The organism is uncultured Jannaschia sp., assembly GCF_947494055.1.
Classification (GTDB): Bacteria; Pseudomonadota; Alphaproteobacteria; order Rhodobacterales; family Rhodobacteraceae; genus Jannaschia.
Genome location: NZ_CANLTR010000033.1, coordinates 1 through 26,450, shown reverse-complemented (window position 1 = coordinate 26,450; position 26,450 = coordinate 1). Strand labels below are relative to the sequence as shown.

Here is a 26,450-nt window from a genome sequence, read left to right as displayed (position 1 = left end):
GCGATCAGATTGTCAGTGACGGCGGACGGACGAACTCGTTGTTGCGGTCCTGCGCGGCGACCTGCGGATCGAACGGCTCGATCGTGCCGATGCGCGCAAGGGGCACGGTCGCGACGGGAAGGATGCCTAGGATCGTCGTACAGGTTCCGATGCAGCAGGCACCGTCATCCATGTCACGGGTGATGGTATCCGCCCCGGCGGGACAGGGTTCGCCGGCCGTCAGCGCATGGTCCTGATCGCCATCCGCCACAGCAACGGCCGAATGGTGATCCGCAGCTGACGCGGCAGCGGGACCCGCCAGCGACCCGAACGCGAGAACGCCGACCAGGATCAGAACCATGGTCGTGCGGATTGCATGGGACAGGGCGGCGAGCGCGGTCATGCTGTCGAGGTATGGCGGCAAAGATCACCTGTCAATTCACGGAATTGGGGTCCAGCGCAGGAGGCTTCGGAAAAATTTTCGTCCTGTCGCGAGCGGATCGCTCTCCGAAGCGCCACGGCCTGATCGATCACTCTGTTGAAGCGATATGGACGTGACCCTCACCGTGGTCCAAAGCCGGTGCGACACTTGGTGCATCACGGTGCGGAACGTTCCAAGCCCGGCCTTGACCTTCCCGCGATGGAAGCCGCCAGGTCCCCAAATGCAATCCGGCCCGACCGGCGCTTGTTTGCCTATTGGAGGAAAAGACTCATGACGTTCCCGAAACCTGCTGGCGTCGTACTGGCACTGCTGTCCCCCGTCGCGACGCAGGCCGCGGAGATCGAGGTCGCGAAATCGCCCACCTGCGGCTGTTGCGGGGCCTGGATCCAGCATATGGCGGCGGCCGGCCACGACATGACGAAGATGGACCTGTCCGACGACGAACTCACCGCGTTGAAGACGGACCTCGGCGTTCCAGGCGCACTGATGTCCTGCCACACCGCGCAGGTGGACGGCTATGTCATCGAAGGGCACGTTCCGGCGAGCGATGTCGAACGCCTGCTGGCGGAGCGTCCCGATGCGGTCGGCCTGTCGGTCCCGGGTATGGTCGTCGGCACGCCCGGAATGGGACCGCGCGAGGGCGGGGACGCGTTCGACGTTCTGCTTATCCGCAAGGACGGCTCCTCGGAGGTCTTCGCGGCCTATCCTGCAGGTTGACGGTTCAGGCGCAGGCGGGTACGGGCCCGTCTGCGACTTCACGGGCGACGAGCCGATCCAGCGTCGCGGAGGCGACGACGCCGACGACGAGGGTGCGGCCGATGACGAGCGCCGGCGTCGCGTAGATGCCGAACAGGGCGGCCAGCGCTTCGCTGCGAGCCAGTGCGCCGGCGACCTCCGGCGCATCCATGTCCAGCCGCAGACGATCCGGGTCGAGATCGAGGTCGACCGCGATACGGGCGATCACCTCCGGCGAAGGTCGAGGTGTCCGCATCAGGGCGTGATGGAACGACCGGTCGGCGCCTTGCAGACCTGCCGCCAGCGCGGCACGGGCCATCGTCACGGATCCGTCTCCGAGACGCGGCAACTCATGCAGGGTGATACGAACGCCGTCCAAGGCCTTGAGACGGGGGCTCAAGGCCCGGCAATAGGCGCAATTGTAGTCCGTGAAGTAAGCGACCGGCACAATGCCCGGCGACGCGACAGTCTCGAAGAGGCCCCGGCAGGAGGGACGCACGGGATCGGTCGTCGGCACGAGCCCGATCAAAGGATCCAAGCTGCCGCCACTCGTGCCGCCCGTCGAGGCGAGCCGTCGGAAGCCGGCGGGCCGGTCGAGCGCCTCGAACTGCAGGCCCCGCAGTCGCTCCGACAGGGTCGGTAAGCCATAGCGCAAACCCGCATAGGCCGAGGCCAGCCCGATCCCGGCAAGAAGCAATCTGCGCCTCGAAGAATGGTCGTTTCGTGGGCCGGGGTCGTTCACGCGATGGTTGCGATCCCCATGAGCACGGCCATGGCAACCATCATCAGGTTCTCGGTCAACGACACGAAGCCCAGCGGTACGTTCGAGTCGCCGCCGACACAGGCGCATTTGAGTTCGCGCTTGTCGACATAGACCGCCTTGAAGACGCTGACCGCACCGACCGTGCCGATGAACAACGCCGCCGGAGCGGATAGCCAGGTCGCGACCATCGCCGTCATCAGGATGCCGGCCCCCGTCTCGACAAATGGATAGACGTAGCCGTAGCGTATCCACCGCTTCGCCAGCAGGTCGTAGTTCAGGAACATCGTCGAGAAGCTCTCGATGTCCTTCAGCTTTTGCAGGCCGAGCAGGATCATGGAGATCGAGACGAACCAGCCGAGCGTCTGCCAGGTAAAGAGTGTCTCGAAAGCGTACCACGTAAAGGCGATCGCGGTCAGCGCCGCGACGGAGAAGAGCGCGATGACAGGCGTATAGGACAGGCCGTCGTCATCCGCGTCCTTCTTGCCGAAATGCACCTGAAGGTCGTCGAACCCGCCGATCCGCTCACCGTCGATAAAGGTCTGCGGCGTGGTCTTGACGTCGTGCTTCCGCTTGAAGGCGTCTGTCTCCTCGCGGGTGCGGAGTGGATGATCCTCCACCCGGAAGCCCTCGCGTTCCAGCAGGTTCTTCGATTTCAGGCCGAACGGGCATGTGTGCTCCGGCATGATCATCCGGTAAAGAGCGGCGGTCTTCGTATCTTGGGTGGTATCCCTTGGCATCTGTGCTTCCTCAGAATGTGCAGACCAATTCGCCGCGATAGCCGACCCTGAGCGGCGGCTCGGTCCGGAGTTCGAAGACGAGGTCGGCGGGCTGACGCGGATCGCCGTCGTCTCCGTCGGGATCCAGGGTCATCGTCATTCCGTCCGCCGTAAGCGTCCGGGCATCGCCCGTAAGCTGGATCAGCGATCCGGAGATCTTGGTCACGGCACGGCCGTCCGCGGTGGTCGCGAGAATGGGGTCGGAATCGACGGCGCGGGCGAAGGTGCAGGATGCGGGCGAACCGAGGGCGCGGTCGATCTCGGTTCGCGTCAGGGGCACGGGATCGATCGCCGCGATCGACGGCGTCGCAAGCGCTTCGGTCAAGCTCTCGATCGGCGCATCGCCGTCCGCTTCGCCCAGATAGGCTTCGGCGCTGCCGTCGATCCCGTTCGCCTCGATGTCGCGAACGAGATAGGCCATTTCGGAGATTTCCCGGTCCTGAGCCTCGACGATTTCAGCCGCGAGCTTCGCCACCCGGGGATCCTCGATGTCTGCTCGCCGCGAGGTGAGAATGGCGATCGAGTGGTGCGGGATCATTGCCTTCATCCAGGCCACGTCACCGATCAGGACCTGGGATCGGAACAAAAACAGGGCGGCCGCGAAAACGACGATGCTTCCGGCGAAGATGGCGATGTTGGCAATCCGGTTCGCATACATCCCAAGCATGAAGGCCAGCATCACGATTGCCATGGCCGCGCCCATCCAAGCCGCCATGTAGACGCGGCTCTCGCTGAACCGGACATGGTCCAGAGCATAGGTGTTAAGATACATCAGCCCGTACATGACGAGCGTCGACGTCCCGATCATCGCGAAGAAGCGCCAATAGGACATCACAGACCCCCTTTCATCCGGTCGACGAAAGGGACGCCATCGGCAGGTCGGGGCGTCGATCGTAGATACTTGATCGCGGCCGCCGAAAGGAGACCGAGCACCGCGAGAAGCAGCGCCGCAAGGAATGCCATGCCGATCAACATCGGCACACCGCACGTCATGCCTCCATTCATCATAGACCCCGTCATCTCAAACTCCTTCATCGCCGTTCCGACCGAAACGGCCCTCCTTCGCGGGAGGGTTCCCAGATGTTTCGAGTGACCGGATGATTGGACAATCGGGACGATCGTCCCCGGCGCAAGCCTGGACCAGATCCGCGAGCGTCTCGCGCATGGCGCGCAGGTCGGCGATCTTCGCATCGATCGCGTCGAGATGCCCGGACGCGATTTGCTTGACCTCCGCGGAGGCCCGGGCCTCGTCCTCCCACAATGCAAGGAGCGCGCGGCACCTGTTGATGCCGAAGCCGAGCGCACGGGCGCGGCCGAGAAAGGCGAGCTTGTGAACGTCGCTCTCGCGGAAGACCCGGTAGCCGTTCCCCTCGCGCAGCGGCCGGACGAGACCGATCTCCTCGTAGTAGCGGATCGTTTTAGGCGGCACGCCCGAGCGTGCGGCGGCGTCCGATATGTTCATGCGACGGCCTCCTTTCCTACCGTTGGGGCGTGAGTCGGGGCATCGATGGCGTCTGCGCCGGCGCGGCGCAGACGCAGCGCGTTCGTAAGCACGAAGACCGACGAGAGCGCCATCGCGCCCGCCGCCAGCATCGGCGAGAGCAAGCTCCCCGTGACCGGATAGAGGACGCCTGCCGCGACCGGCATCAGCGCGGCGTTATAGACGAACGCCCAGAAGAGGTTCTGGCGAATGTTGCGCATCGTCGCGCGACTGACGGACAGGGCATGGACTACCGCATCCAGCTCGCCGGCCATCAGCACCACATCCGCCGCCTCGATTGCGATATCGGTTCCGGTGCCGATGGCGAGGCCGATATCTGCCTCCGCCAGGGCGGGCGCATCGTTGATACCGTCGCCAACGAAGGCCACAGGCCCGTATGCATCGCGCAGTTTGCGGACTGCCTCGACCTTGCCACCCGGGAGCACTTCCGCCACGACGTGGTCGATGTCGAGCCGCGCCGCAACCGCGTGGGCCGTCGTCTCGGCATCGCCCGTGATCATCGCAACCCGCAGCCCCATTTCGTGGAGCGCGGCGATCGCGTCCGGGGTCGACGACTTGAGCGGGTCGTCCACCCCGATTGCCGCCACGACGGACCCGTCCACTGCAAGCCAGAGCGGCGTGCGCCCCCCGGCCGCGATCACGTCGGCCCGGTCGCGCAACGGCGCGAGGTCGATGCCCTCGCCTGCGAGAAACCGCTCGGCGCCGACGAGAACGCGGCGTCCTTCGATCTCGGCGATCACGCCGAGACCCGTTCGGCTTTCGAATCCGACCGCGGGGGGCAAGGCCAGACCGTCCGCCTCGGCCGCCCTGAGGATCGCACGGGCGATCGGATGCTCGGACCGCGCCTCTGCCGCAGCGGCAAGGGCGAGCGCACCGGTCCGCGACCAGCCCGGCGCGGTGACCAGCTCAGTGAGGGCCGGCTGTCCGGCGGTCAGCGTGCCGGTCTTGTCGAGGGCCACGACGCGGGCGCTCTGCAGCGCCTGTAGCGCATCGCCGCGGCGGAACAGCACCCCCAGCTCGGCAGCGCGGCCCGTGCCCACCATGATCGAAGTCGGCGTGGCCAGCCCCATGGCGCATGGACAAGCCACGATCAGGACGGACACGCCGGCCACGAGAGCCAGTGCCGGGCTGACGAACAGCCAGATCGCGGCCGTCAGCAGCGCCAATCCGATCACGACGGGTACGAACACGCCCGTGACGCGATCCACCATTGCCTGGATGGGCAGCTTCGTGGCCTGCGCGTCCTCCACCATGGCGATGATCCGCGACAGCACGCTTTCCGTGCCGACCGCCCCCGCCCGAAGCGTCAGAGCGCCTGCGCCATTGACCGTGCCGCCGGTCACAGAGGCGCCAACGTCCTTCCGGACGGGGTCCGGCTCTCCGGTCACCATGCTCTCGTCGATCCAGGATTGACCTTCCGTGACGATCCCGTCGACGGGCAACCGCTCGCCCGGCCGGACCTCGACGAGGTCGCCGGTGCAAACCTCGTCCAGCGGGATCTCAACGACGGCGCCGTCGCGGACCACCCGCGCCGTGTCGGGCCTGAGCCCGACAAGCCGCTCGATGGCCGCCCCGGTCCGGCCCCGGGCGCGCGCTTCGAGCCAGCGACCGAGCAGGATCAGCGTCACGATCACCGCTGCCGCCTCGAAATAGACGGCGCGAGTTCCTGCAGGGAACAGGCCGGGCGCCAGCAAGGCCACCACGGAATAGCCCCAGGCCGCTGTCGTACCGAGCGCCACGAGGGAGTTCATCTCCGGCGCCCCACGCATCAACGCCGGAATGCCTTTCGCGAGGAAGACGCGGCCGGGCCAGACGAGAACAAGCGTCACGAGCAGAGCCTGAAGCCACCAGGATGCCTCGCGTCCGATCGTCCCATCGATCCATTCCGCCATACCGGGAACGACATGCGATCCCATCTCCAGAACGAAGACCGGCAACGTCAGGAGGGCTGCGAGGAGCGTGCGCCCTCGAGTGTCCGCCGCTGCGCCTCCGTGATCATGTCCGTGGGTGGATCGCGGCGCGTCACTGTTCGTCGCTGTCGCGGCAAAGCCCGCATCGCTCGTCGCCTTCGCAAGTCCGGCCGGCGTCGCGGCGCCGGCGAAGAACCTGACCGTCGCCGAACCGGTCGCGAAGTTCGCCTGCGCGTCGAGAACGCCCGGCACGGCCGCAAGCGTCCTCTCGACCCGGCCCGTGCACGAGGCGCAGGACATGCCGACCACGTCGAGGGACGCGGTGTCGATGCGGGCAGGGTAGCCGGCCTTGTCGAGCGCCGCCGCGACGTTGCTCGGAACAGGGTCCCCGTTGATCGTCGCCCGGCCCGTGGCGAGGTTGACCGATGCCGACGCGACGCCCGCGACGGTCTTCAGGGCACGCTCTGCGCGCTCGACGCAGGAGGCGCAGGACAAGCCGTCCAACTCGAATGTCAGTATCGCCATCGCAGCCTCCTGTTTCGTGCCAGGCCAGGAGATAGGGCTTCCATCCACTGGAAGGTCAAGGTCCGCGGGAGAGTATTCTTGCGCTCCTTGACACTCCCGCGCGGGAAGCTCTCAGCTATCCCGTTCTGCTTCAGAGGATACGCCATGCGCTTGAATGTCGAGAACATGACCTGCGGCCATTGCCGCGCCACCGTCGAAAAGGCGATCGCGTCTGTCGACCCGGCGGCTGTGGTGACCGTCGATCTCCCCGGCCGGACCGTTGATGTCACGAGCGAAGCCGCGCCTGAAACCCTGGTTGGCGCCATACGTGCCGAGGGCTACCAGGTCCGAGCAGCCTGACGTCGCTACCGCGAGGCCCGGGCGGCCTGGATACGATCTGGCCAAGTTGAGCCGATATAGCTCAGGACATCGCGGATCTCGGCATCGGTCAGGATGTCGGCAAAGGCCGGCATGCCGCTGTTCGGCTCCACCATTCCCTGTGCCCGCATCGCCGCCGCGCCTCCATGCTTCGTATAGGCGAAGAGCATGGCATCGTCGTGATGCCAGGTGTGGCCGGTCTCGTCATGCGGCGGCGCGGGAAAGGTGCCGTCCGGACCGGGCATGCGCCAATCGGGGGCGCCTTGCAGCTCGATGCCGTGACAGGACGCGCATTGCGCAGCATAAATCGCCTTTCCGGCGCGGAGGTCGACGGGCGGCAGTCCCTGGGGAAATCCGTCGGCCGAGGGCGGCGAGGGCCAGAGCGCAAAACCGGCAAGACCGATGCCTACGGTAATACCGGCCAGAATGGTGACGTTCCTACGGTCCACGGTGGGCATTTCTTCCTCGCATGTAATCTTTGACGCAGAGCCTATGGCAAGGCTCCTGCGCTGGAGGAAAACCCTACGGTTTCGTGAGCGGATGTGGGACGAAGATGATCAGAGACCTCTTTCATGCCAAGAGTTCGGGGGGGGTGGGGCATCCATCCTAAAAATCGAAGAGCGGCGACAAAGGATGGACTGTTCCGTAGGCGATGCGAATATCGACCGAATGAATGAGGATCCGCATCTACTCGGGGTTCGAAACCGCTTCCGCTTGCGCATCTTCATGATGGCACTCGCTCTTCCACCAACAGGCGTCCTCTATCGATGGCGAACGGAGCAGGGATGCCGAAAGCGGTTCGGCGAGGTGCGCTGGCCAGATGGACCTCGATGCGACAGGTGTGGTCTCGACGATGTGTCTGCGATCACGGGGCGCGTTCAGTTGCGCTGCCGCGCATGTGGACGACAATTCACGATGGTGACCGGTACCCCGCTCGAACGAAGCACGACACCGTTTCGCTCCTGGTTTCGGGCTACAGAAATAACGATCCTGCAAATGGCAGGAGTCATGCCGGCTCGGGATCCTCTTCGTTTCCTGTCGGAAACAGCCAAACACCTTCGCGTCTCACGAACGACTGCAATGCGAATGGAACGGATCGTTCGTACCGACATCTCTGCAGACCCTTCGGGCTTGCTCGGACGTGCCGTCACCGATCAATCCGTGGAGCTGCCTTCCGGGCTGGAGCCGGAAAGCGGTGAGTGTCTGCGATGGGCGCGTTCCAGGCTCCGAGACCGGTTTCCGTAAAAACGATGCGCAATCAGCCGCTTTCGACGATCGGATTTGAGTAGACTGGACACTGTCCACAGCGCGGATCGGCGGTTCACTGGTTCGTCTCCGCAGCCGCGCCTAATCTCCTCGACGATCGAAAGGCGAAGATTGAACTTTTCGCGAGACGTTACGATCGTCGCTCAGGGAAGCAGGCAGATGAGACAGGAAGAACTGAAGAGCGAAAAACACAGCTATCCAGGTTATTCGCAAAATATCGTTTTCAGACAGTGCCTTGCTTCGAATCGGCGATTGTGGATCCATTTTCGCCTGCATGTCCGCAGCACCCCATCGCCCGGCTATGCAGCCTCAGCAGATAGAAAGGACATTCACGATCCAGACAGGACGAAAGAAAAAGCCCGGCCGTTTGCACCGACCGAGCTTTCTCCCGCCTGAATTCTCAGCCGTGTTTGTTTGATACAGTTCAGATAGCGTAGGCGCTTCCTGAAGGCAACGGGATTCACACGAGAACATCGTGAAGTCGGGCGCGGAGCCGACCCCGCTCCAGGGTCGGCGTAAGCCAGTCCAGACATCTCCATTCGGCATGCGATCGTGCCGGCGCACCCTCCCTTTGCCCATCGGCGAGAACGTCGAAGGGCGCCCCGTTCATCCGTCCGGTCTCCGCGACGGAGCCGAAAGACTTGGACGAAAACCATGACCGACACCGACACCATTCCGGAGATTTCCACGGCCTATACCCTCGTGGAGCCGTGCCGGAGCCGTGCCACCAGAATGATCTCGAAGCGCTCACCCTACAGTTTCCGTGGCGAGTTCACCTTCTATCGCGGCAAGAGCATCCAGCGGATCCGCTTCGAAAGCCTTCTCGAATATCGCGTCTTCCTGTGCCTGATCTACACGCCGGGCTTCGTGGATCTCGAAGAGCAGATCGCCCGAATCCCGTATCGCGCGACGGACGGGCGGACGCGCTTTCATACGTTCGACGGTCGTCTCACCGTCACCGGAGGCATCCGCACGGCGATCGATGTGAAACCCTGGAGCAAGGCGAACAAGCCGAGTTACAGGGCGAAGATGCGGGCGATCTGCCAAGCCGCGCTCCCCCTCACGGCGGAACGAATTCGGACCGTGACGGAACGAAATCTCGATCCGGTCGTCGTGGCGAACGCTCAGACCTTTCACGCCGCGCGTCATCCACAGATGGAGATCGATGGGATCCTGACGGATGCCGCGAACCGTTTGAACAGGTCGCAGACGATCGCGGAGTTTCTGCGGTATACCGGCCTCGGCGGAGACGGTTACTTCGGCGTCGCGAGGCTGATCCAGCGCCATCGTCTTCAAATTCCGGCAAATACGCGCATCGCGCCGACCTGCCCGGTGCGCAAGGGACGGGCAGCCTGATGTCGGCTCCATTCCGCGATCGGGCGCGCCGGCTGCTTTCTCCGAATGTGCAGTTTTTCTACAACCGGAGGCCCGGACTTGTCATCGAGCTTCGGGATGAGGGGTATCTCGTTCTCTGGGCAGCGTGGACCGACCCGAACACCGGGGAGGTCATGCCGGAAGCAGGATCCATCCTTCGCTACGAGGATGCGACCAATGCCGACGATTACGGCAGACTCGCAATTCGGCGTCTGCCGAAGGCGGTTCCCGGGGCGACGGACCCTATTCCGCGCGTGTATCGCTCCGAATTCGAGCTGTTGCGATGGGACGCGCGGAAGGCGACCTTTCTGGCCGCGAGCGAGGCTGTCGAGCAGGGCCTCGCACCGACCCGCTCGGCATTCCAGAAAGCCGAAGCACAAATCTTTCTGCGTGCGACAGAAATCCATGAGCAGATGCGAAACGCACGACTGGGCACCACCCGGCGTCGTGACGGTGCGGCCATCATGCTCGGGGTGCAGTTCTATGCATGTGCCCGCAAGGGCCGTCAGATGCACGACATCTACCGCAGATGCCTCCGGTACGGTGATGAAGTGCTGTTCGATGCGTACCGGTTCAGTGGCCGCAAGACCTACTACAGCGAGGAGGAACGGGCGCTTGCCCGGTTCGTCATCGAGCGGCGACTGACCGAAGACGAGCCGTCCATCGCAAGCATTTACAAGAGCGTCGTCTCGAAGTTCCATGAGGAGAATCTGGTCAGATCCCGCATGGACGTGCCAGGAACGCGTCTGCGCAAGCCTGGATACGATTTCGTCTGGCATCTTGTGGATGCGATGGCGCCGCTCGAGCACTCGGTCCGGACGCGGGGTCCGAAGATCGCCCATCGCGAGATGCATCCGGTCGGGGTCGGTCTCGAAACATCGCGTGCGCTCGAATGCGTTCAGGTCGACGGCTATGAAATCGATCTGATGGTCCTTCTCGTTCAGACCGGGATCTTCAAGCATCTGGGAATCCACGAGCAAGAGGCTCTCGGACTGGATGGCAAGCCGAAGCGCCTGATGTTGTCGGGCGCGGTCGATGTCTACACACGTTGCTTCGTCGGGATGAAGATCGTCGTCGCGGGCTCGAATACATCGCTGAAGGACACCGTCGAAATGGTTCATTTCGACAAGAAGACGATCTCCGATGCTGCCGGCTGCGCACGTCCCTGGAAACAAGGCGGTCGCGTCGAACGGTTCGTCATGGATCGGGGAAACGAGTACGTCACCGAAACGGTCTACGATCTCCTCGCGCGACTCGGGCATGACAACATTGGGGCCCCTGCGGGCCTGCCCTGGCTGCGCGCGATCATTGAGCGGGTCTTCCAGACCATTCACAAGACGCTTCTGACGAGTTTCTTCGGACGAACGTTCGGCGACGTGATGCTTCGCCGCGAGAAGAATCCGGAAGAGAGGGCGCAGTTGACGCTCGAGCGCTTCCTCTTCTGGCTCGTTCGCTGGACCGTCGACATCTATCACAACGAACCTCATCCTGGGTTGATGGGGGCGACGCCCGCCGAAGCCTGGGACAGGGCGGTGGAGGAATGCCGCCCCGGAACGCTCACGCTGCAGGAGATGCGGCATGCGTTCGGCGTGCGACGCCGTCGTCGGCCTGGCCAACGCGGCATCCGCTGCATGGGCGTGTGGTACCTTACACAGGAACTCGCGCGGATCATGAACGCCGAACGCCATCACGAGGTCGATATCGTTTGGTGGGAGGGCGATATCGGCGCGATCGAGGTCGGTCTCGCAAAGGATCGCTGGATCACGGTCACGGCCGCGGATCCTCGCTGGATCGGAAAGGATTACGACGATCTTCGCGAAATCGTTCGGATGAACTCTGATCGACCGGAAGGTTGGGATGATCCGGTTCACAGGGCCCGCGTCGAGATGGACGACGAGGTCTACAAGCAAGCGAAGCTCCTTAAACTCGTTCGTCCTTCGATGCGTCCGGTGGAATTCGATCGCTTCGACGAAGAGTTGCGGCGTTACTCGGATACGGCGGACAGACGGTTCGATCGGCCGGAAGCTTTCGATCTCCTCGCGGGGCTCGATGGAGATGAAGAGGGCAGCTCCTTCGATGCCGAATCCGTATGGTCGGGGCCAGCAGCTGACCCTTCCGGCCAGGCGGGAGATGCGGACTCGGCGGCTCTGGCATCGGGTCCGATGCCGATTGCTCCGGTCAAAAACTCTTCACGCCGCGCTCGGCCGGAAACGCATTCTCCTCTCGCGGCGCCCAGTCCTTCTCGAACCAACGTTTCGATCAGGCCCGCCGGGGCCTCCGAAGCAATCTCCGACGACGACCTTATGGAGTAATTCAATGACCGAGAACCGATCCGTATCGCTGGACCCCGTGCCGGCCGATATTCCCGGGCGGGTTGCCTGGCTCGCACGACGCTACATGAAGAACAGCAGAGATGCGCTCTTTACCGACTACCTGCGCGAGATCATGGTCGTGAACGAGAACGGGGCGATCGTGCCAATCGCCCGCCGTAATCCTCTCACGAACGAAACCTCGGGCGTCGCAGTGCGAGGGGAGTCCGGTGACGGCAAAACGACCATGATCGACCGCAACATTGGGGCTCTTCCGGGTTTCGTCCGGGCCGAACCGGGCATCCCCGGCAATTGGCTACGTTGCCGGGTGCCACCCGAGGCGACCATCAAGGGGGTCGGCGAGTTGATCGCGCGCGACACGAGCTATGGAGGTTTCTCCGACAAGGCAACCGCGAACGCGATCTGGGCCACCGCCCGCCATCGTATGACCGAAACCGGAATTTGTCTGCTCTGGCTGGACGAGGCGCATCATCTCCTGCGTCCAGGAACCGGGCGAAATCCGGCAGCGGCCTTGCAGACGCTCAAGCATCTTCTCCAAGGAGACGACGCGGTTGCCGTCGTCCTCTCCGGAACGGCGTTGCTCACGGAAGGGCTGTTGAAGGACCCGGAGACCGATCGGCGATTCATGCGGTTCGATCTGGGGCCCCTCGCACTCGGCAAGGACGACGCCTTGAAGTTGCGGACTTTCGTTGATCGGTGCTGCACGATGCTCGATCTCCCTCTGCCGTCCGATCCGCATCTTTGTGAGCGGATCGTCGTCGCATCGAATGGAAGCCTCGGTCGATCCCTCGATCTCGCGAGGGCGATCATCTCGAAGACGATCACGGATCGTCGAGATACGGTCGAACTCGAGGTTGCCGGTCGGTTGTACCGGATGCGGACGGGTTCGGGCGAAATCCATCCGTTCATGGCAAAAGAATGGCCGGACGTTCGAAACCGTCTTCTCGAGGAGGGCTGGATGTGACGACGATGCTTCGTACCCGCCTCGCATACGAATCCGACGAGACGGCCCTGTCCTGGCTCGGTCGTCTCGCAGCCGTCGAGACCGGTCAGCCGGTGAACCGTATCCTCGCGGATCTCGGCGTCGACCGCATGGGCTTCCTCGCCGGAAAGCCCGGCCCGGTCAGGGATTTCGCGACTGCCATCGGTATGGATCCTGCGAAGCTTCTTGACGGCGCGTTTCGAATTCTGCCTCGCGAGACCGCTTTTCGCGGTGAAGATCTCTCGAAGGATTTCGCGGCTCCGTGGGTCCGAAAGGTCTGCCTGCATTGTTTGCGGGACGACGGGGAGCGAAAGGCTTGGCGACACCGGATCCTCTGGTGCTTTCGCGTCACGCAATCATGCCCGATCCACAATGACCGGCTGACTGATTTCGTCGATGGCCAGGCCGTCGATATTCGGACCTTGCCGGTATCGAAGGCGCTTGATCGACAGAGGCAAGTTTCGGCGGACCCTGTGCAGACGCCGCGCTACCTCGACTGGCTGGATCACCGCATCGCACGGCGCAATGGGCATGACGACTGGACCGACGGCCAGACGCTGGAACAGGTCCTCGCCGCATCCGAAGTCCTAGGGGCCGTGCTGGACTACGGACACGGCGTACGGCTGCACAGCCTATCGGCCGACAAGCGAGGAACCGCTCTCGAAACTGGCTTCGGAATCTATGTCGAGGGTCCTGCATCCATCCGTTCAGCCATCGATGACATTCGCGTCCGTGCCGGCACGAAGGCTGCACAGGCCGGTCCGTTGGCGATGTACGGGCGGCTCTTCGACTGGTTGGCCACCCGCTCGAGCTTCGTCGATCCAGGCCCGATCCGTGGCATCCTGCGCGACCACATCATCGAGCATTCGGCCGTCGACCGCGGGGAGACCGTGCTTGGCGAAGTCGTTACGGAGCGACGCTTTCACTCCCTCGGCAGCCTCGTCGAGGCGACCAGGTTGACTCGTCGGCGCCTGTTCCTGCTCCTGCAAAAGCTTGGATACGTCGATCAGGGTGCTACGATCGCCGAATGCGGCGATCTGGTTTTCCCAGTCGGGGAAGTCGAAACGATCTGCGCCGATCTCGCAGACCCGATCCTCCTGCACGATGTCGCCGCCTATATCGGTGCATCGAATGCACAGGCGCTCGCTCTCTACCGTTCCGGGGTCTTCCGACCGATCTTTCCGGCCGAAGAGCGCGGCGAGATCAGGCGGATCGTTTTCGCACGACGTCATCTGGATGATTTCCTGGCGCGGATTGCCGCTCTTCCTGTACGGACCGAAGACGACGACCGCAGGTTCGGAACGGTGGCTCTTGCCTGCCAGGGCGGGGCGGGTCCGACGTCAGCCCTCGTCTCCGCGATCCTTGTAGGGGAACGTCATGCCGTTCGCGAGGAGGGTGTTCCGGGGATCAAAGGAATTCGCGTCGCCATGTAGGCGGGTGCCGACGCTCTTCGAAGCCGTCTTCATACTTCGAATCACGGCAGATCATCCCGCCCATTCAACGTTGTGGTTCGGCGATTCGTCAGGCCGTCAGAATTTTCCTCAGTTTTGGGCAGACCTTTACTAAGGTTCGGGCAGACCTTTACTCAGATGCCTTCTCGGTAGTGTACAGGAAAAGGGGTTTCGTTTCGTGTCCGGGCAGAACTATCCTCGGATGCACACGTGCGCTTGTGCATCCGGCAGAAGTTCTGCTTGGATCGTAGACGTCTGTCTGAGTATAAGTCTCTAAAATTGTTTATTATGAATTGATTAGATTTACGATAAGACAGAAAAGCTGGTTTGCCCAGCAGTTCGTTTGACATCCTGCTTGGCCCCCGCTCTCCCTCCGTTCTGTAGGGTCCGGACCCTTTCCACAGTCACCCCCGCGCCGCGTTCACGTGGCCGGGACGCGGCCCGCCCCGATCGGCGGCTGCCTGTCGAAAGGACGATCATGCCCCGAATCCCATCATGGCCGCGCGCTACCGTGACGACTTGCTCTCGGTCACCGACATCGAGCGCCGCCTCTTCGCGCACCTGGCGCGGCTCCGAGGTTGGCGGGGCAGTGGCGGTCCCGAGGTACCGTCGGACGGTGACGAGGACATCCATGTATGGCAGCTCTGCCTGCCTAGGTCCGACAAGATCCGTATTCACCGCCGCGCCCGCGCCCTCCACGACCGCGCCGAGGCCGCCACCGGTCTCGCGCACCTGTCCGCCGCGACCCGCGCCCGGCTCTCCGTCCTGCGCGACGGGGCCGACCTCGTGGCGATCCCGACCGAGCACCGCGCCGACGAGATCGCGGCCGCCCTGCACGCCGACATGCCGTGGATGGCGCCGGCCACCGAGACCGTCTGGCATGCGATGCGGCGCTCGGTCCGCGAGGGTGATCCCGGCCTGCGCCTGCCGTCGCTGCTGCTCGTCGGGCCGCCGGGGATCGGCAAGAGCCACTGGGCTCGGACGCTCGGATCGCTCGTTGGGGCTCCCACGACGATCGTCGATGCCACGAGCGAGCCTGCCGGGTTTGCAATCGTCGGCTCTCAGGTCGGCTGGGCGTCCGCCGGGCCGGGGCGGGTGCTGGAGACGATCCTGGCACATCGTGTCGCCAATCCTCTGATCGTGATCGACGAGGTCGAAAAGGCCGGGTCCGTCCGGTCGAAGTCCGGCACCGCGCACGACCTCGCACAGGCGCTGCTGCCGCTTCTCGATCGATCGACGGCGGCGGCGTGGTCCTGCCCGTACTTCCGGGTCAGCTTCGATATGAGCTGGCTCGGCTGGATCATGACGGCCAACACCACCGCGGGGCTGTCCGCACCGCTGCTCAGCCGCTGTCCGCCTCTACGTCTGGCGGGACCGACGCGACCGCAGCTGCACGACTTCGCCATCCGGCAGGCTGCTCTACACGACCTACCTGACGAGGCCACGACAGCAATTCTTGAGACGATCGAGCGCCTGCCGGCATACACCCAGCCAAGCTTGCGGACCGTCCAGCGCTGCATCTTGCGGGCCCGGGCAGTGCTCGCCCTGCCCGTGCTGCACTGAGGGGGTGACGATGACACCTTCGGACACCGACAAGCCGTCGGGCATTCTCGCTTCCGATGGCCGCGCCGCCGACCCTGATGCCATCCGCGTGGTCGCGACGGCGATGCGGCGGATTGCGGAGGCCTGGTCGCTGACGCCGGACGAGGCCGCGGGGCTTCTCGACGTCGCGCCGGACGACTGGGACCGCATCGCCGCCGGGACCTACGACGCGCCGTTCGAGGCCGGGCAGCTCAAGCGGGCCGGCCTGCTGGTCGCTCTGTATAGCGCGCAGCGCGCAGCGTTCGGGGGGCGGCTCGGGCCGACTTGGATCATGCGCCCGAACACCGGACCGGACTATGATGGCCGCCGTCCCGTCGACCGAATGCTCGATGACGGGAGCGCGGGCATGATGTTCGTGTATCGACACCTGCGATCCATCCAGCAACCCTGGTAGCCGATGCCGACAGCTATTTACCTCGAGGGCCAGGCCCGATGAGACCCGACCTGCGTTACGTCTCGCTGCCGCCGCGCGTCCTGCCGGGCGACATACCCGCCAATCTCGAGGTCTTCGCGAGCGGTGACGTCCACGGGCAGGCCGACCTGCTCGCGGCCTGCCTCGACGGGATCGCGAGGGCCCCGCAGCCTCCTGCAACCGAACGCCTCGTCGTCTTCCTGGGCGATATCGTCGACCGCGGTCTGGACAGCCTGCGGGCCATCGGGCTGATAATGAACGCATCCCGGCTGGTCCGCGCCGATCGCGTCGTCCTCCTGCCCGGCAACCACGAGCTGGTACTGCTCGACGCGCTCGACGGGAATGCGGAACCGTGGCTCGCGATCGGCGGCAAGACCGTGACGCGCGAAATCGATCCGGCGTGGGAGCGCAGATCTTGGTGGCAAGCGCGCGAGCGTCTCCGCGACGATCCCCAAGGCCTACATTGCTACCATCCAAGCCGCGCCGTCGCATCTCCGTATCGGCGATCTGCTCTTCGTCCATGCCGGTCTCGATCCCTCCACGCCCGACGACATCCATCTCGCACGGGACCGGCCGGTGGACGATCTGCACTGGGCGGCGATCCGGCACGAAAGCTTGACGTGGCAGGGCGGGTGGGACGTCGATCCTTTCACAGGGCAACGATGGCGGGGGCCGACGATCGTCGTGCATGGGCACACGCCGGCGATCCGGACGTCGCTCATCGAGACGGCCGAGGAGCTAGGACAAATGGACGGCGTCGAGGGCTGCCAGGCGATCTGTCTCGATGCCGGGGCGGCGTATCGGCCGCAGCTCGGATGGGCGCGGTCTGCAAGGGAGGGCGAGAAGAGCGTCGGACGGATCGGGGTGATCTTCGCCGGCTGGTCCGGATGAAAACCAAGGGGGCTGGGATTCCTGGAATGTCTTGGAAAGGCGGACAGTGTGAATTCGCCGCGGCCGCAAACTAGCAAGGCTGCGTCGACGGAAGCCGACACTCGTATTGCGCTACATTCAGACTGCCACGGCGTCGTTCAGACCACGTCGAAGCTTCGCTGACGGCGTTGACGTGCGAATTGCGGTTTCGTCTACACGGCTTACGACTTAAGCGGGGGGGGGTGAAATTGAAGGGCGGGATGCCTGCCGCGCGAGTTGCAAGCGTTGCCAGAGCGGGACCCTCTGCCTTCGGCCTAAGCGTTCCAGACGACCGTGCCCAATGCGCCAATGTCGTAGCCGCCATAGGCCTCGGCGCGTGCCTTGAAGGCCGCCGACGCGCAGAAGGTCATCAACGTCTGCATCGGCGGCTCGAACCAGGCCTTGCGGTCGACAAGAAGCGCGAACTCCTCGTCGAGGATCGGCACGAAGTCGAGGCCGTAGCTCCGTGCCATTGCCTCGAGACCGAAGGCCGCGTCGGCCTCGCCGCGGCGCACGGTCTCGACGGCTTCGTCCTCGGTGCGGGCCACCTCGGCCATGTCCAGATTAGACAGGCCCAGCCCTTCGCGCGCAGCCAGGTGTCGGAACAGAGTATCCGTTCCTGATCCCGACTGACGGGGCACGATGCGGCGGCCTGCAAGATCGCACAGGCCCGATAGCGGGGGCATGCCAGGGCGGACGACAAGGCCCCGATGCCGGGTGGCGAAGGTCACGAGCACGGCGTTCTGATTGCCCGTCGCACCCGAGACCGCGGTCACATTCCAGCTGTCCGAAAGTTCGTCATGGATGTGCAGACCCGCCGCCACGCCTTCTTTTCGTTCGAAACGCTCGAGCCCGTCGAGCGAACCATCGTGGAACGTGGCCAGCCCGCAGCACGATTGCCGGATCGCCCAGTCGAGCAACGGGTCGTGGCTGCCCAGCATGATCGGCGGGCGGGTCGGCGGGCCGGATGCCGTATCACCGTGTCCACCCGATCTGGCACGGTCGATCCATGCGCGGATCTCGTCCGCCGGAAACAGCAGCTTGCCCGTTACGCGCGAGCACGGCACCGCGCCCGAGGCGGCAAGGTCGTAGATCTTCCGCTCCTTCAAGCGCAGCAGGTCGGCCAGTTCCTTGACCGTCAGATATTCGTGGTCCGGGAACGCAGTGTCGGTCATTGGAGGCCTCAGAGAACTTCGCGAGAAGCGATAGCCGAAATTCTCCTCCTCAGACATGGGTTTTGAGTTCCTGGATATGGGGCGACCAAGACTGGTCGCCCCTCTCGCTCGATCAGTTCGAGGGCGCGTTGGGGAAGAACAGCTGCTCGTCCGCGACCACGTAGCCGCCGATCGCCTCCTGGCCCGCGTCCGAGACCAACCAGTCGGCAAAGGTCTGCGCGGCGTCGGCGTTCACGCTGGGGCAGCGTTCGGGGCTGACCGGGATCACGCCGTACTGGTTGAACATGTCTTCGTCGCCCTGCACCTGGATCTCGTAATCCTGCTTGTTGTCGAAGCTGATCCAGGTGGCGCGGTCCGTCATGACATAGGCGCCCATGCCGATGCCCGCGTTTAGCGTCGCGCCCATGCCAGAACCGGTTTCGCGATACCAGTCGCCCGAGGCCTCGGTCGGATCGACGCCCGCGACGGACCATAGCGCCAGCTCTTTCTTGTGCGTGCCGGAATCGTCGCCCCGCGAGGCGAACAGTGCGCCGTCTTCGGCGATCCGCGACAATGCCGCCTGCACGTCCTCCATGCTATCGACGCCGGCTGGATCGTCCTCGGGACCGACGATGACGAAGTCGTTATACATCAGATCGGTGCGGCTGGTGCCGTAGCCGGCCTCGACGAAGGCCTCCTCGGCGGGCTTTGCGTGCACCAGCAGGACGTCGCCGTCGCAGTTCTCGGCGTTCTGGATCGCCTGGCCGGTGCCCACGGCGACGACGTTGACCTGGATGCCGGTCTCTTCCTCGAACATGGGAAGCAGGTAGTCGTAGAGGCCGGAGTTCGCGGTCGAGGTCGTGGACTGGACGATGATGGACTGGTCTTGCGCCGAGGCGGCGCCGGCCAGGAGCGTGGCGATCGTGGCGGCGCCAAGTGTTTTCATCTGCATGTGGTGTCTCCCTTGGTTGGTCTGTCAGACGACAATTCTGCCGTTCAGGTAGTCCCGGGCCGCCTGGCTTCGCGGCTCGGGGAAGAAGTCGGCGGCACGGGTGTGCTCGGCTATGCGGCCCCGTTGCAGGAACAGGACGTCGTTCGCCATGCGTCGGGCCTGTCCCATGTCGTGGGTCACGAAGATGATCCGCACGCCGCGGTCGCGCGCGTCGCCGACAATGGATTCGATCGCCAGCACGGATGCGGGATCGAGACTCGCCGTCGGCTCGTCGAGGAACAGCACCTCGGGATCGGTCGCCAGCGCACGCGCCAGCGCCAGCCGCTGCGCCTCTCCACCGGACAGCAGGCGCGCGGGCTGCAATGCCTTGTGACCAAGGCCGACATGATCGAGCAGCGCATCGCACCGGCCCGGATCCTTGCCGCGCGCCTTCAGGACGAAGTCGATGTTGGCGGCGACCGAGCGCCGCAGCAGGACCGGCTTCTGGAACACCAGCGCCTGGCGCGCCGTCACGTCGGTCGCGGAGTGGCCCGTCCAGTCGATCTGGCCCTCGCTCGGCTGCATCAGGCCGTGCAGCAGCTTCAGCAGCAGGCTTTTCCCCGAACCGTTCGGGCCCATGACCATGGTGCAGCCGGTTCCGCCGAGGTCGAAGCTGATCCTGTCCAGGACTGTGGCCTCTCTGAACCGCAGGACGAGGTCGCGCACCGCCAGTGGCAGGATCGCGGCGCTTTGCGCCCGCCGCGCCGCGGCCGGTGCGAGGCCGATCAGCGCGTCAGACATAGGCTTGCTTCGCCGCGGTCATGCGCACCGACTGCACGGCGGCGTTCACGCCAAGTGCAATGACCAGAAGGATGATGCCGAGCGCCAGCGCCAGCGCCAGGTCGCCCTTCGACGTCTCAAGCGCGATAGCGGTGGTCATCACCCGTGTCAGGTGGTCGATGTTGCCGCCCACGATGATCACGGCGCCGACCTCGGCCACCGCCCGGCCGAACCCGGCCAGGCCGACGGTCAGAAGTGAATAGCGCGCGTCCCACAGAAGCGCCTGCACGATCTGCAGCTTCGTCAGGCATAGCGAGCGGAACTGTTCGGCATATTCAGCGTGCAGGTCCTCGAGCACCTGGCGCGACAGCGCTGCCACGATGGGCGTGATCAGGATCGTCTGCGCGATGATCATTGCGGTCGGTGTGTAGAGCAGGCCGAGAAAGCCCAGCGGCCCCGACCGCGACAGGTGCAGATATACGAGCAGGCCCACCACGACGGGCGGCAGGCCCATGAGTGCGTTCATCACGATCAGCACCCCGTTGCGCCCCGGGAACCGCCCGATGGCCACCAGCGCGCCGATGGGTAGGCCGATCAGGCTGGCAACGGTCGTCGCTGTCAGGCTGACCTGCAAAGACAACATCACGACCTCCAGCAGATCGGCGTCACCAGAGAAGACGAGTTGAAGGGCAAGACCGAACGCGTCCCCCATGTTTTGCATTATCTCCTAAATATGCAACAATTCCGGCCGATACGGACCGTATGTTGTCTACGGACTGAAGATCAAGGCTGGCCAATACCGGAAATGCCTGCCACTAGAAGCGTATGCTGCGGTTACACAAGTTTCCTATGCGAGACAGAACTGCAAATTTTCCACAAGCCGGCGTGTGCGACGAAGACATGCGCGTGAATGAGACCGCTATTACGCTCGATCCGCCATCGAACGCCGTGCTGCGGTTCATCGGCGAGATCCGCACGCCCTGGGCCGCCCGCGCGGATTGCCCGCGGCAAGGTCGGCACGACGGCCCGAATTGCCGGATCGTGCTGGACCCGGTTTGGCAGGCGGCGCTGAAGGGGCTCGGGGATTACGACAAGATCGAGGTGCTTTACTGGCTCGACCGAAGCCGACGCGACCTGACCCTCCAGAGCCCGCGCGGCGACGGCGCCACGATCGGCACCTTCGCGCTGCGCTCGCCCGTCCGGCCCAACCCGATCGGCACCGCGCTTGTCAGGCTGCTGCGTATCGAGGGCAGCACGCTGATCGTGCGCGGGCTCGACTGCCTCGACGGAACGCCGCTGCTCGACATCAAGCCCGACCGCTGCGCCTTCAGCCCGAAAACGCCACCGAAGCCGGGCGTCGGCCAAACCGCCTGAACCAAGGGAGACCCAAGATGCCCCGACGCATCCTGCTTGCCGCGATCTTTTGCGCCGCGATGACCCCCGCCACGGCGCAGGAGGTCTCACTTTTCGCTGCGGGAAGTCTGAAGGCCGCATTGTCCGACGTGGCGCGGGACTTCAGCGAAACCTACGGAACGCCCGTCACCACGAGTTTCGGCCCCTCGGGCCTGATGCGCGAGCGGATCGAGGTGGGCGAGACGGCGCACGTCTTCGCCTCGGCCAACATGGGCCACCCGCGCACGCTGGAAGAGGCGGGCCGCGGCGGGCCGGTGGCGCTCTTCGCCCGCAACCGCCTCTGCGGCCTCGCGCGGCCCGAAGTGCAAGTCTCGACCGATGCATTGCTGGACGTGATGCTGGACGAGGACACCCGCCTTGGCACCTCGACACCGCAGGCTGATCCGTCTGGCGATTATGCCTTCGCACTGTTCGACAAGTCCGGCCATGCCGAAGCGTTGAAGGCGAAGGCCCTGCAACTGACCGGCGGACCGGACAGCGAAATGCCGCCCGAGGGCCGCAGCCCCTATGCCTGGGTGCTCGACAGCGATCAGGCGGACCTGTTCCTGACCTATTGCACCAACGCCGTACTGGCCCGCCGGGAAATGCCCGCGTTGCAGATCGTCCAGATCCCCGACGCCCTCTCGGTCGGCGCCGATTACGGGCTGATCGTGCTGGACAGTGCCCCGCCCGAAGCCTGGAAGCTGGCGCTGCACATCCTGTCGCCTGCCGGCCAGTCCGTGCTGGCCGAATACGGCTTCGACGCCGCGGCCGTCCCGACGGAGGACTGACATGCGATCCCTCGTCCTGATCCTCGCCCCGCTGGCGCTGCCCGCGCAGGCACGCACGATCACCGACAGCGCGGGCCGCGTTGTCGAGATTCCCGACGAGGTGAACACCGTCTTCGCCGCCGGTCCACCGGCGTCGATCCTCGTCTACGTCATGAAGCCCGAGGCGCTGACCGGCTGGCCCCGCGTCCTCCGGCCCGAGGAGCGCGAGTATATCGCCGAACCCTATCGTGACCTTCCCGAGACCGGCCGGCTGACCGGGCGGGGCGGAGAGGCCAACCTCGAGCGTGTGCTGGGGATCGAGCCCGATCTCATCCTCGATTTCGGCTCGGTCCGCGGCACCTATATCGACCTCGCCAACCGGGCTCAGAAGCAGACCGGCATCCCCTACATCCTGGTCGACGGCCGGTTCGAGAACACGCCCGAGGCGCTGCGCCTGATCGGCGACGCACTCGGCGTGCCGGAACGCGGCGAGAAGCTGGCCGCGGATGTCGAAGCGACCTTCGTCCGCATCGACACGCTCCTCGAAGACGTGCCCGAAGACGGGCGCCCGCGCGTCTACCTCGCTCGCGGCCCCGAGGGGCTGGAGACAGGTATGAAGGGCTCGATCAACACCGAGATCATCGAGCGCGTTGGCGGGCGGAACGTGGTCGACGACGGTGGTACTTCTCGCGGATTGGTTCAGGCGTCGATGGAACAGGTGATCGTGGCCGATCCCGACACCATCATGACCTGGGACGCGAACTTCTACGCGGACGTTTTCGGCGACCCGTTGTGGCAGGGCATAGACGCGGTGAAACAGGGGCGCGTGTATCTCTCCCCGACCGCACCGTTCGGCTGGATCGACCGGCCGCCCTCGCTCAATCGGATGATGGGGCTGATTTGGATGGCCGGGCTGCTCTACCCCGACAGGTGGGAAGGCGATCTGCGCGCTGAGACCCGCGCCTTCTACGAACTCGACTATCATGTCGACCTGGACGACGAAGAACAGGAAAGGCTGCTTGAATGGTCCGAGGGACGACCGCCGATGTAGCACCACACTGGCCTCGCCTGACGAGGACCGGCGTGCTGGCGCCGTCTCTTGTGGCGCTGGCCATCGTCGCGGTGATGATCGGGCCCTACGCACTGACGCCCGGGCAGACGTTGGCCTCGCTTGTGGGACAGGGCGATCCGCAGGTTGCGATCGTGGTCTGGAACATCCGTGTGCCGCGCGTGGCGGCAGCGCTGCTGGTCGGCGGCGCCCTGGCGGCGGCTGGTGCCAGCTATCAGGCGCTGTTCCGCAATCCACTGGTCTCGCCAGATATCCTGGGGGTTTCGGCTGGCGCGGGGTTGGGGGCTGTCGCGGGCATCTTCCTGTCGCTGCCGGTGGCGGCGATCCAGTTCTCGGCATTCGTGGGCGGTATGGCGGCAGTGGGCTTCGTGATGCTGGTGGCATCGGCGGTCCGCAATACGGACCGAACCTTGACGCTGGTGCTGATTGGAGTGGTGATCGGCGCACTTGCTGGTGCTGCGACATCGCTGTTGAAGGTCATGGCAGACCCCTACGACCAGTTGCCCGCGATCACCTTCTGGTTGCTGGGCTCGCTTGCCGCGATCACGACCGAGGACATCCTGCCCGCCCTGCCGATGGTGCTGGTCGGCTTGGTGCCACTGACGCTGCTGCGGTGGCGGATCAACGTCCTAAGCCTTGGTGACGAGGAAGCGCGGCCCTTGGGGATCGAAGCCGGGCGCACGCGCTTTCTGGTGATGTCGGCGGCCACGCTCATCACCGCGAGTGTCACCGCGCTGGCGGGCGTCGTGGGCTGGGTCGGCCTCGTCATTCCGCATATCGCGCGCATGCTGGTCGGTCTCGACTTCGGCCGGGTGCTGCCGGCGTCGGTATCGATCGGGGCAGGCTACCTGCTGATCGTCGATACGTTGGCAAGGACCATGGCGCAGATCGAAGTGCCGCTGGGCATCCTGACGGCGGTCATCGGTGCCCCGTTCTTCGTCTGGTTGCTACCTCATGGCCGGCGCGGTTGGTCCTGATGCTCGAGGCGCGGGACCTCGCCATCGGGTACGGCAGATATCAGGTCGGCGAAGGTCTGAACCTCGCCGTCCGTCCGGGCGACATCCTTTGCCTGCTGGGCCCGAACGGATGCGGAAAGACTACGCTGTTTCGCACGCTGCTGGGCCTGCTACCCGCGCTGGCGGGCGGCGTTTACTTGGGCGGCACGCCGATCACGAGCAAAAGACGTGCCGAGATCGCCCGCCGGATCGCCTATGTCCCGCGGGCCCATGCGCCGCCCTTTCCCTTCGAGGCGCTGGAGGTCGTTCTGATGGGCCGGACCGCGCGCCTTGGCGCGTTCGCCCAGTCCGGGCGGCCGGACCGCGAGGCCGCGCGCAAGGCAATGGACCGCCTCGGCATTGGCGATCTCGCGGACCGCGGTTACTCGCGCCTGTCCGGCGGCCAACGTCAACTCGTGCTGATCGCGCGGGCGCTGGCGCAGGATACGCCGCTTATTGTCATGAACGAACCGACCGCCAGTCTCGATTTTGGCAACCAGGCGCAGATGCTGGCGCAGATCGGCACGCTGGTGCGCGACGCCTCGGTCGGGGAGCGCGGCGTGATCCTGTCAACGCACGATCCCGACCAGGCTTTCGCGCTGAACGCCCGCGTCCTGTTGATGCATGACGGAGGGGTGTGGACGGACGGCTTCGCATCGGACGTGCTGACCGATGGCAACCTGAGCCGGGTCTACGGCATTCCGGTTACGGTCGAGACGACCGGCTCGGGCCGAAGGGTCTGCCTGCCGTCGCTGACAGGTCAATCGACGCCGACGATCACGTCGGCTGCCTTGACGACAGCGTAGGCCGTCTTGCCGACCTCGAGCCCCAGTTCGTCGACCGCGGCATTGGTGATTATGGCGGTCACGATCCTGCCGCCGTCCAGATCGATCTGCACGGTAGAATTGACAGCGCCCTTTTCGATATTGGCCACGGTTCCGGCCAGCTTGTTTCGTGCGCTCAGTTTCATCGGTTCGCTCCGGCACTTGTTTCGCTGCGAGCGACCTACGATCCCCGTGGGCGAAATCAACATCTCGTCTTCGGATGCAAGCAGCCGCATGTCAGGATGGCGGCATGCGTGATGACGGTCATAACGGATTTCGCTTCGATCTTCGCGAAGCGAATGGTGCTCTGGGTGACATCGGCACGCTGCTGCCGCTGACGATCGCCACGATCGCCATCGTGGGATTGTCGGCACAGGCCGTGCTGCTGGGCTTCGGGCTGTTCTACATCGCGACAGGCCTGATCTACCGTCTGCCCGTGCCTGTGCAACCGATGAAGGCCATCGCGGCGGTGGCACTGGTAAGCACGGTCCCACCGGGCGCGATTGCGCTCAGCGGCGTCCTGATCGGTCTCGTGCTGCTCTTTCTGGGAGCCACCGGCCTCATCGACCGGATCGCGAGACTGGTGCCGCAATCCGTCTTGTCCGGGCTTCAACTGGGTCTCGGCCTTGCGCTTGCGTGGATCGCCCTAGGGCTCATCCAGGATCAATGGATCATTGGCGGGCTGACACTCGCCGTTGCCTCTATAGCCTTGAGGGTCGGCGCCCATGCCGCGCTTCTGGCGATCGGCGCCGGGATCGCGTCGGGATTTGTCATCGGACACCCCGGCTGGCCCGAACTCGCCCAGGCCACCGGCGGGAACTGGTTTCCCTTACGGATCGAAATGGACGACGTGAGATCTTCCATCGCCGATCTGGCGCTGCCGCAGCTGGCGTTGACACTGACGAACGCGGTGTTCCTGACGGCCTTTGTCGCGCAGGACAGCTTCGGCCAATCCGCGGACTGCGTGACGCCCCGCAGGCTCTGCCTGACGTCGGGCGCCTCGAACCTGCTTTGCGCGCCATTCGGAGCCCTGCCGATGTGCCACGGCGCAGGCGGCCTGGTCGCACATCATCGCTTCGGCGCGCGAACCGGCGCGGCCCCATTGTTGATCGGGGCGGTCATTCTTGTTCTTGCCTGCCTTCCAGCGGGGTAGTGTCCCGGGGCGTGGTGTAGGAACTGGCGTCCACCTGCTTCTTCATAGCTGGTGTCGCTCGTTCATTG

At 64.8% G+C, this 26,450-nt stretch carries 30 protein-coding genes and 1 pseudogene; 18 read left to right on the top strand and 13 right to left on the bottom strand.

Features of this window, described 5'->3' with window-relative positions:
• Positions 1–4: 4 nt before the first annotated feature.
• Complete coding sequence (locus Q1A87_RS18160) at positions 5–403, bottom strand: hypothetical protein (RefSeq protein WP_299654582.1); 399 nt, start codon at positions 401–403, stop codon at positions 5–7.
• Positions 404–691: 288 nt separating this feature from the next.
• Between Q1A87_RS18160 and Q1A87_RS18155 the strand changes: the two genes are divergently transcribed.
• Positions 692–1,138 carry a DUF411 domain-containing protein gene (locus tag Q1A87_RS18155; protein WP_299654579.1) on the top strand — a complete coding sequence of 149 codons (447 nt, stop codon included), beginning with the start codon at positions 692–694 and terminating at the stop codon, positions 1,136–1,138.
• 4 nt (positions 1,139–1,142) lie between these two features.
• On the opposite strand, the gene Q1A87_RS18150 is transcribed toward Q1A87_RS18155, so the two are convergent.
• The 6 genes from Q1A87_RS18150 to Q1A87_RS18125 are packed head-to-tail and all read right to left on the bottom strand — an operon-like array spanning position 1,143 to position 6,631.
• Positions 1,143–1,853 carry a DsbA family protein gene (locus Q1A87_RS18150; RefSeq protein ID WP_299654576.1) on the bottom strand — a complete coding sequence of 237 codons (711 nt, stop codon included), beginning with the start codon at positions 1,851–1,853 and terminating at the stop codon, positions 1,143–1,145.
• A 41-nt stretch (positions 1,854–1,894) separates the two neighbouring features.
• Positions 1,895–2,656, bottom strand: a complete 762-nt coding sequence (locus Q1A87_RS18145) for a MauE/DoxX family redox-associated membrane protein (protein ID WP_299654573.1) — start codon at positions 2,654–2,656, stop codon at positions 1,895–1,897.
• A gap of 10 nt (positions 2,657–2,666) precedes the next feature.
• Positions 2,667–3,527 carry a DUF305 domain-containing protein gene (locus tag Q1A87_RS18140; protein WP_299654570.1) on the bottom strand — a complete coding sequence of 287 codons (861 nt, stop codon included), beginning with the start codon at positions 3,525–3,527 and terminating at the stop codon, positions 2,667–2,669.
• Positions 3,527–3,730, bottom strand: coding sequence for a hypothetical protein (locus tag Q1A87_RS18135; RefSeq protein ID WP_299654567.1), 204 nt, complete (start codon positions 3,728–3,730; stop codon positions 3,527–3,529). Before Q1A87_RS18135 ends, Q1A87_RS18140 begins: the two co-directional genes overlap by 1 nt.
• Positions 3,717–4,157: a Cu(I)-responsive transcriptional regulator gene (gene cueR, locus Q1A87_RS18130; RefSeq protein WP_299654564.1), complete on the bottom strand. Its 441-nt coding sequence runs from the start codon at positions 4,155–4,157 to the stop codon at positions 3,717–3,719. Before cueR ends, Q1A87_RS18135 begins: the two co-directional genes overlap by 14 nt.
• On the bottom strand, positions 4,154–6,631 hold the full coding sequence (locus tag Q1A87_RS18125; RefSeq protein ID WP_299654561.1) for a heavy metal translocating P-type ATPase: 2,478 nt from the start codon (positions 6,629–6,631) through the stop codon (positions 4,154–4,156). Before Q1A87_RS18125 ends, cueR begins: the two co-directional genes overlap by 4 nt.
• A 144-nt stretch (positions 6,632–6,775) precedes the next feature.
• Here Q1A87_RS18125 and Q1A87_RS18120 point away from each other — a divergent pair, with 144 nt between their 5' ends.
• The gene (locus Q1A87_RS18120; protein WP_299654558.1) at positions 6,776–6,970 is read left to right on the top strand and encodes a heavy-metal-associated domain-containing protein; all 195 of its coding nucleotides are present in this window, start codon (positions 6,776–6,778) and stop codon (positions 6,968–6,970) included.
• 5 nt (positions 6,971–6,975) lie between these two features.
• On the opposite strand, the gene Q1A87_RS18115 is transcribed toward Q1A87_RS18120, so the two are convergent.
• Positions 6,976–7,329 carry a cytochrome c gene (locus tag Q1A87_RS18115; protein WP_299654615.1) on the bottom strand — a complete coding sequence of 118 codons (354 nt, stop codon included), beginning with the start codon at positions 7,327–7,329 and terminating at the stop codon, positions 6,976–6,978.
• A gap of 61 nt (positions 7,330–7,390) precedes the next feature.
• Here Q1A87_RS18115 and Q1A87_RS24255 point away from each other — a divergent pair, with 61 nt between their 5' ends.
• The 10 genes and pseudogenes from Q1A87_RS24255 (at position 7,391) to Q1A87_RS18070 (ending at position 17,296) form a co-directional block, all read left to right on the top strand.
• A complete protein-coding gene (locus Q1A87_RS24255) occupies positions 7,391–8,233 on the top strand; it encodes a transposase (RefSeq protein WP_363323018.1) in 843 nt (280 codons plus the stop codon).
• Positions 8,234–8,413: 180 nt separating this feature from the next.
• A complete protein-coding gene (locus Q1A87_RS18110; RefSeq protein ID WP_299654555.1) occupies positions 8,414–8,650 on the top strand; it encodes a hypothetical protein in 237 nt (78 codons plus the stop codon).
• A gap of 258 nt (positions 8,651–8,908) precedes the next feature.
• On the top strand, positions 8,909–9,610 hold the full coding sequence (locus Q1A87_RS18105; RefSeq protein ID WP_299654552.1) for a hypothetical protein: 702 nt from the start codon (positions 8,909–8,911) through the stop codon (positions 9,608–9,610).
• A complete protein-coding gene (locus Q1A87_RS18100) occupies positions 9,610–11,940 on the top strand; it encodes a hypothetical protein (protein ID WP_299654549.1) in 2,331 nt (776 codons plus the stop codon). Before Q1A87_RS18105 ends, Q1A87_RS18100 begins: the two co-directional genes overlap by 1 nt.
• 4 nt (positions 11,941–11,944) lie before the next feature.
• Positions 11,945–12,922, top strand: a complete 978-nt coding sequence (locus tag Q1A87_RS18095) for a TniB family NTP-binding protein (protein WP_299654546.1) — start codon at positions 11,945–11,947, stop codon at positions 12,920–12,922.
• Positions 12,877–14,373 (top strand): TniQ family protein, encoded by a 1,497-nt coding sequence (locus Q1A87_RS18090; RefSeq protein WP_299654543.1) that lies wholly within the window; start codon positions 12,877–12,879, stop codon positions 14,371–14,373. Before Q1A87_RS18095 ends, Q1A87_RS18090 begins: the two co-directional genes overlap by 46 nt.
• Positions 14,374–14,886: 513 nt before the next feature.
• On the top strand, positions 14,887–15,954 hold the full coding sequence (locus tag Q1A87_RS18085; protein ID WP_299654540.1) for an AAA family ATPase: 1,068 nt from the start codon (positions 14,887–14,889) through the stop codon (positions 15,952–15,954).
• A gap of 10 nt (positions 15,955–15,964) precedes the next feature.
• The gene (locus Q1A87_RS18080; protein ID WP_299654537.1) at positions 15,965–16,387 is read left to right on the top strand and encodes a hypothetical protein; all 423 of its coding nucleotides are present in this window, start codon (positions 15,965–15,967) and stop codon (positions 16,385–16,387) included.
• 38 nt (positions 16,388–16,425) lie between these two features.
• Positions 16,426–16,704: pseudogene (locus Q1A87_RS24250) on the top strand (metallophosphoesterase); the annotation flags it as partial.
• 277 nt (positions 16,705–16,981) lie between these two features.
• A complete protein-coding gene (locus tag Q1A87_RS18070) occupies positions 16,982–17,296 on the top strand; it encodes a hypothetical protein (RefSeq protein WP_299654531.1) in 315 nt (104 codons plus the stop codon).
• A gap of 293 nt (positions 17,297–17,589) precedes the next feature.
• Here Q1A87_RS18070 and Q1A87_RS18065 read toward each other — a convergent pair whose 3' ends face one another.
• From Q1A87_RS18065 to Q1A87_RS18050, 4 genes are all read right to left on the bottom strand, one after another.
• Positions 17,590–18,489, bottom strand: coding sequence for a helix-turn-helix transcriptional regulator (locus Q1A87_RS18065; protein ID WP_299654528.1), 900 nt, complete (start codon positions 18,487–18,489; stop codon positions 17,590–17,592).
• Between the two features lie 112 nt (positions 18,490–18,601).
• Positions 18,602–19,420, bottom strand: a complete 819-nt coding sequence (locus Q1A87_RS18060; RefSeq protein ID WP_299654525.1) for a substrate-binding domain-containing protein — start codon at positions 19,418–19,420, stop codon at positions 18,602–18,604.
• Between the two features lie 24 nt (positions 19,421–19,444).
• Positions 19,445–20,200, bottom strand: coding sequence for an ATP-binding cassette domain-containing protein (locus Q1A87_RS18055; RefSeq protein ID WP_299654521.1), 756 nt, complete (start codon positions 20,198–20,200; stop codon positions 19,445–19,447).
• Complete coding sequence (locus Q1A87_RS18050) at positions 20,193–20,900, bottom strand: ABC transporter permease (protein WP_299654518.1); 708 nt, start codon at positions 20,898–20,900, stop codon at positions 20,193–20,195. The genes Q1A87_RS18055 and Q1A87_RS18050 overlap by 8 nt, the downstream gene beginning before the upstream one ends.
• 179 nt (positions 20,901–21,079) lie before the next feature.
• On the opposite strand from Q1A87_RS18050, the gene tsaA reads away from it, so the two are divergent.
• The 5 genes from tsaA to Q1A87_RS18025 are packed head-to-tail and all read left to right on the top strand — an operon-like array spanning position 21,080 to position 25,211.
• Positions 21,080–21,553, top strand: a complete 474-nt coding sequence (tsaA, locus tag Q1A87_RS18045; protein WP_299654515.1) for a tRNA (N6-threonylcarbamoyladenosine(37)-N6)-methyltransferase TrmO — start codon at positions 21,080–21,082, stop codon at positions 21,551–21,553.
• Positions 21,554–21,570: 17 nt separating this feature from the next.
• Positions 21,571–22,362: a molybdate ABC transporter substrate-binding protein gene (locus tag Q1A87_RS18040; RefSeq protein ID WP_299654513.1), complete on the top strand. Its 792-nt coding sequence runs from the start codon at positions 21,571–21,573 to the stop codon at positions 22,360–22,362.
• Between the two features lies 1 nt (position 22,363).
• Entirely contained in the window at positions 22,364–23,392 is a 1,029-nt protein-coding gene (locus Q1A87_RS18035) for an iron ABC transporter substrate-binding protein (RefSeq protein ID WP_299654510.1), read from the top strand.
• Positions 23,365–24,387, top strand: coding sequence for an iron ABC transporter permease (locus Q1A87_RS18030; RefSeq protein ID WP_299654507.1), 1,023 nt, complete (start codon positions 23,365–23,367; stop codon positions 24,385–24,387). The genes Q1A87_RS18035 and Q1A87_RS18030 overlap by 28 nt, the downstream gene beginning before the upstream one ends.
• Entirely contained in the window at positions 24,387–25,211 is an 825-nt protein-coding gene (locus Q1A87_RS18025) for an ABC transporter ATP-binding protein (protein WP_299654504.1), read from the top strand. The genes Q1A87_RS18030 and Q1A87_RS18025 overlap by 1 nt, the downstream gene beginning before the upstream one ends.
• On the opposite strand, the gene Q1A87_RS18020 is transcribed toward Q1A87_RS18025, so the two are convergent.
• Positions 25,166–25,375: a molybdopterin-binding protein gene (locus Q1A87_RS18020; RefSeq protein ID WP_299654501.1), complete on the bottom strand. Its 210-nt coding sequence runs from the start codon at positions 25,373–25,375 to the stop codon at positions 25,166–25,168. The genes Q1A87_RS18025 and Q1A87_RS18020 overlap by 46 nt on opposite strands.
• 104 nt (positions 25,376–25,479) lie before the next feature.
• Between Q1A87_RS18020 and Q1A87_RS18015 the strand changes: the two genes are divergently transcribed.
• Entirely contained in the window at positions 25,480–26,382 is a 903-nt protein-coding gene (locus Q1A87_RS18015) for a putative sulfate/molybdate transporter (RefSeq protein ID WP_299654498.1), read from the top strand.
• Positions 26,383–26,450 lie beyond the last annotated feature (68 nt).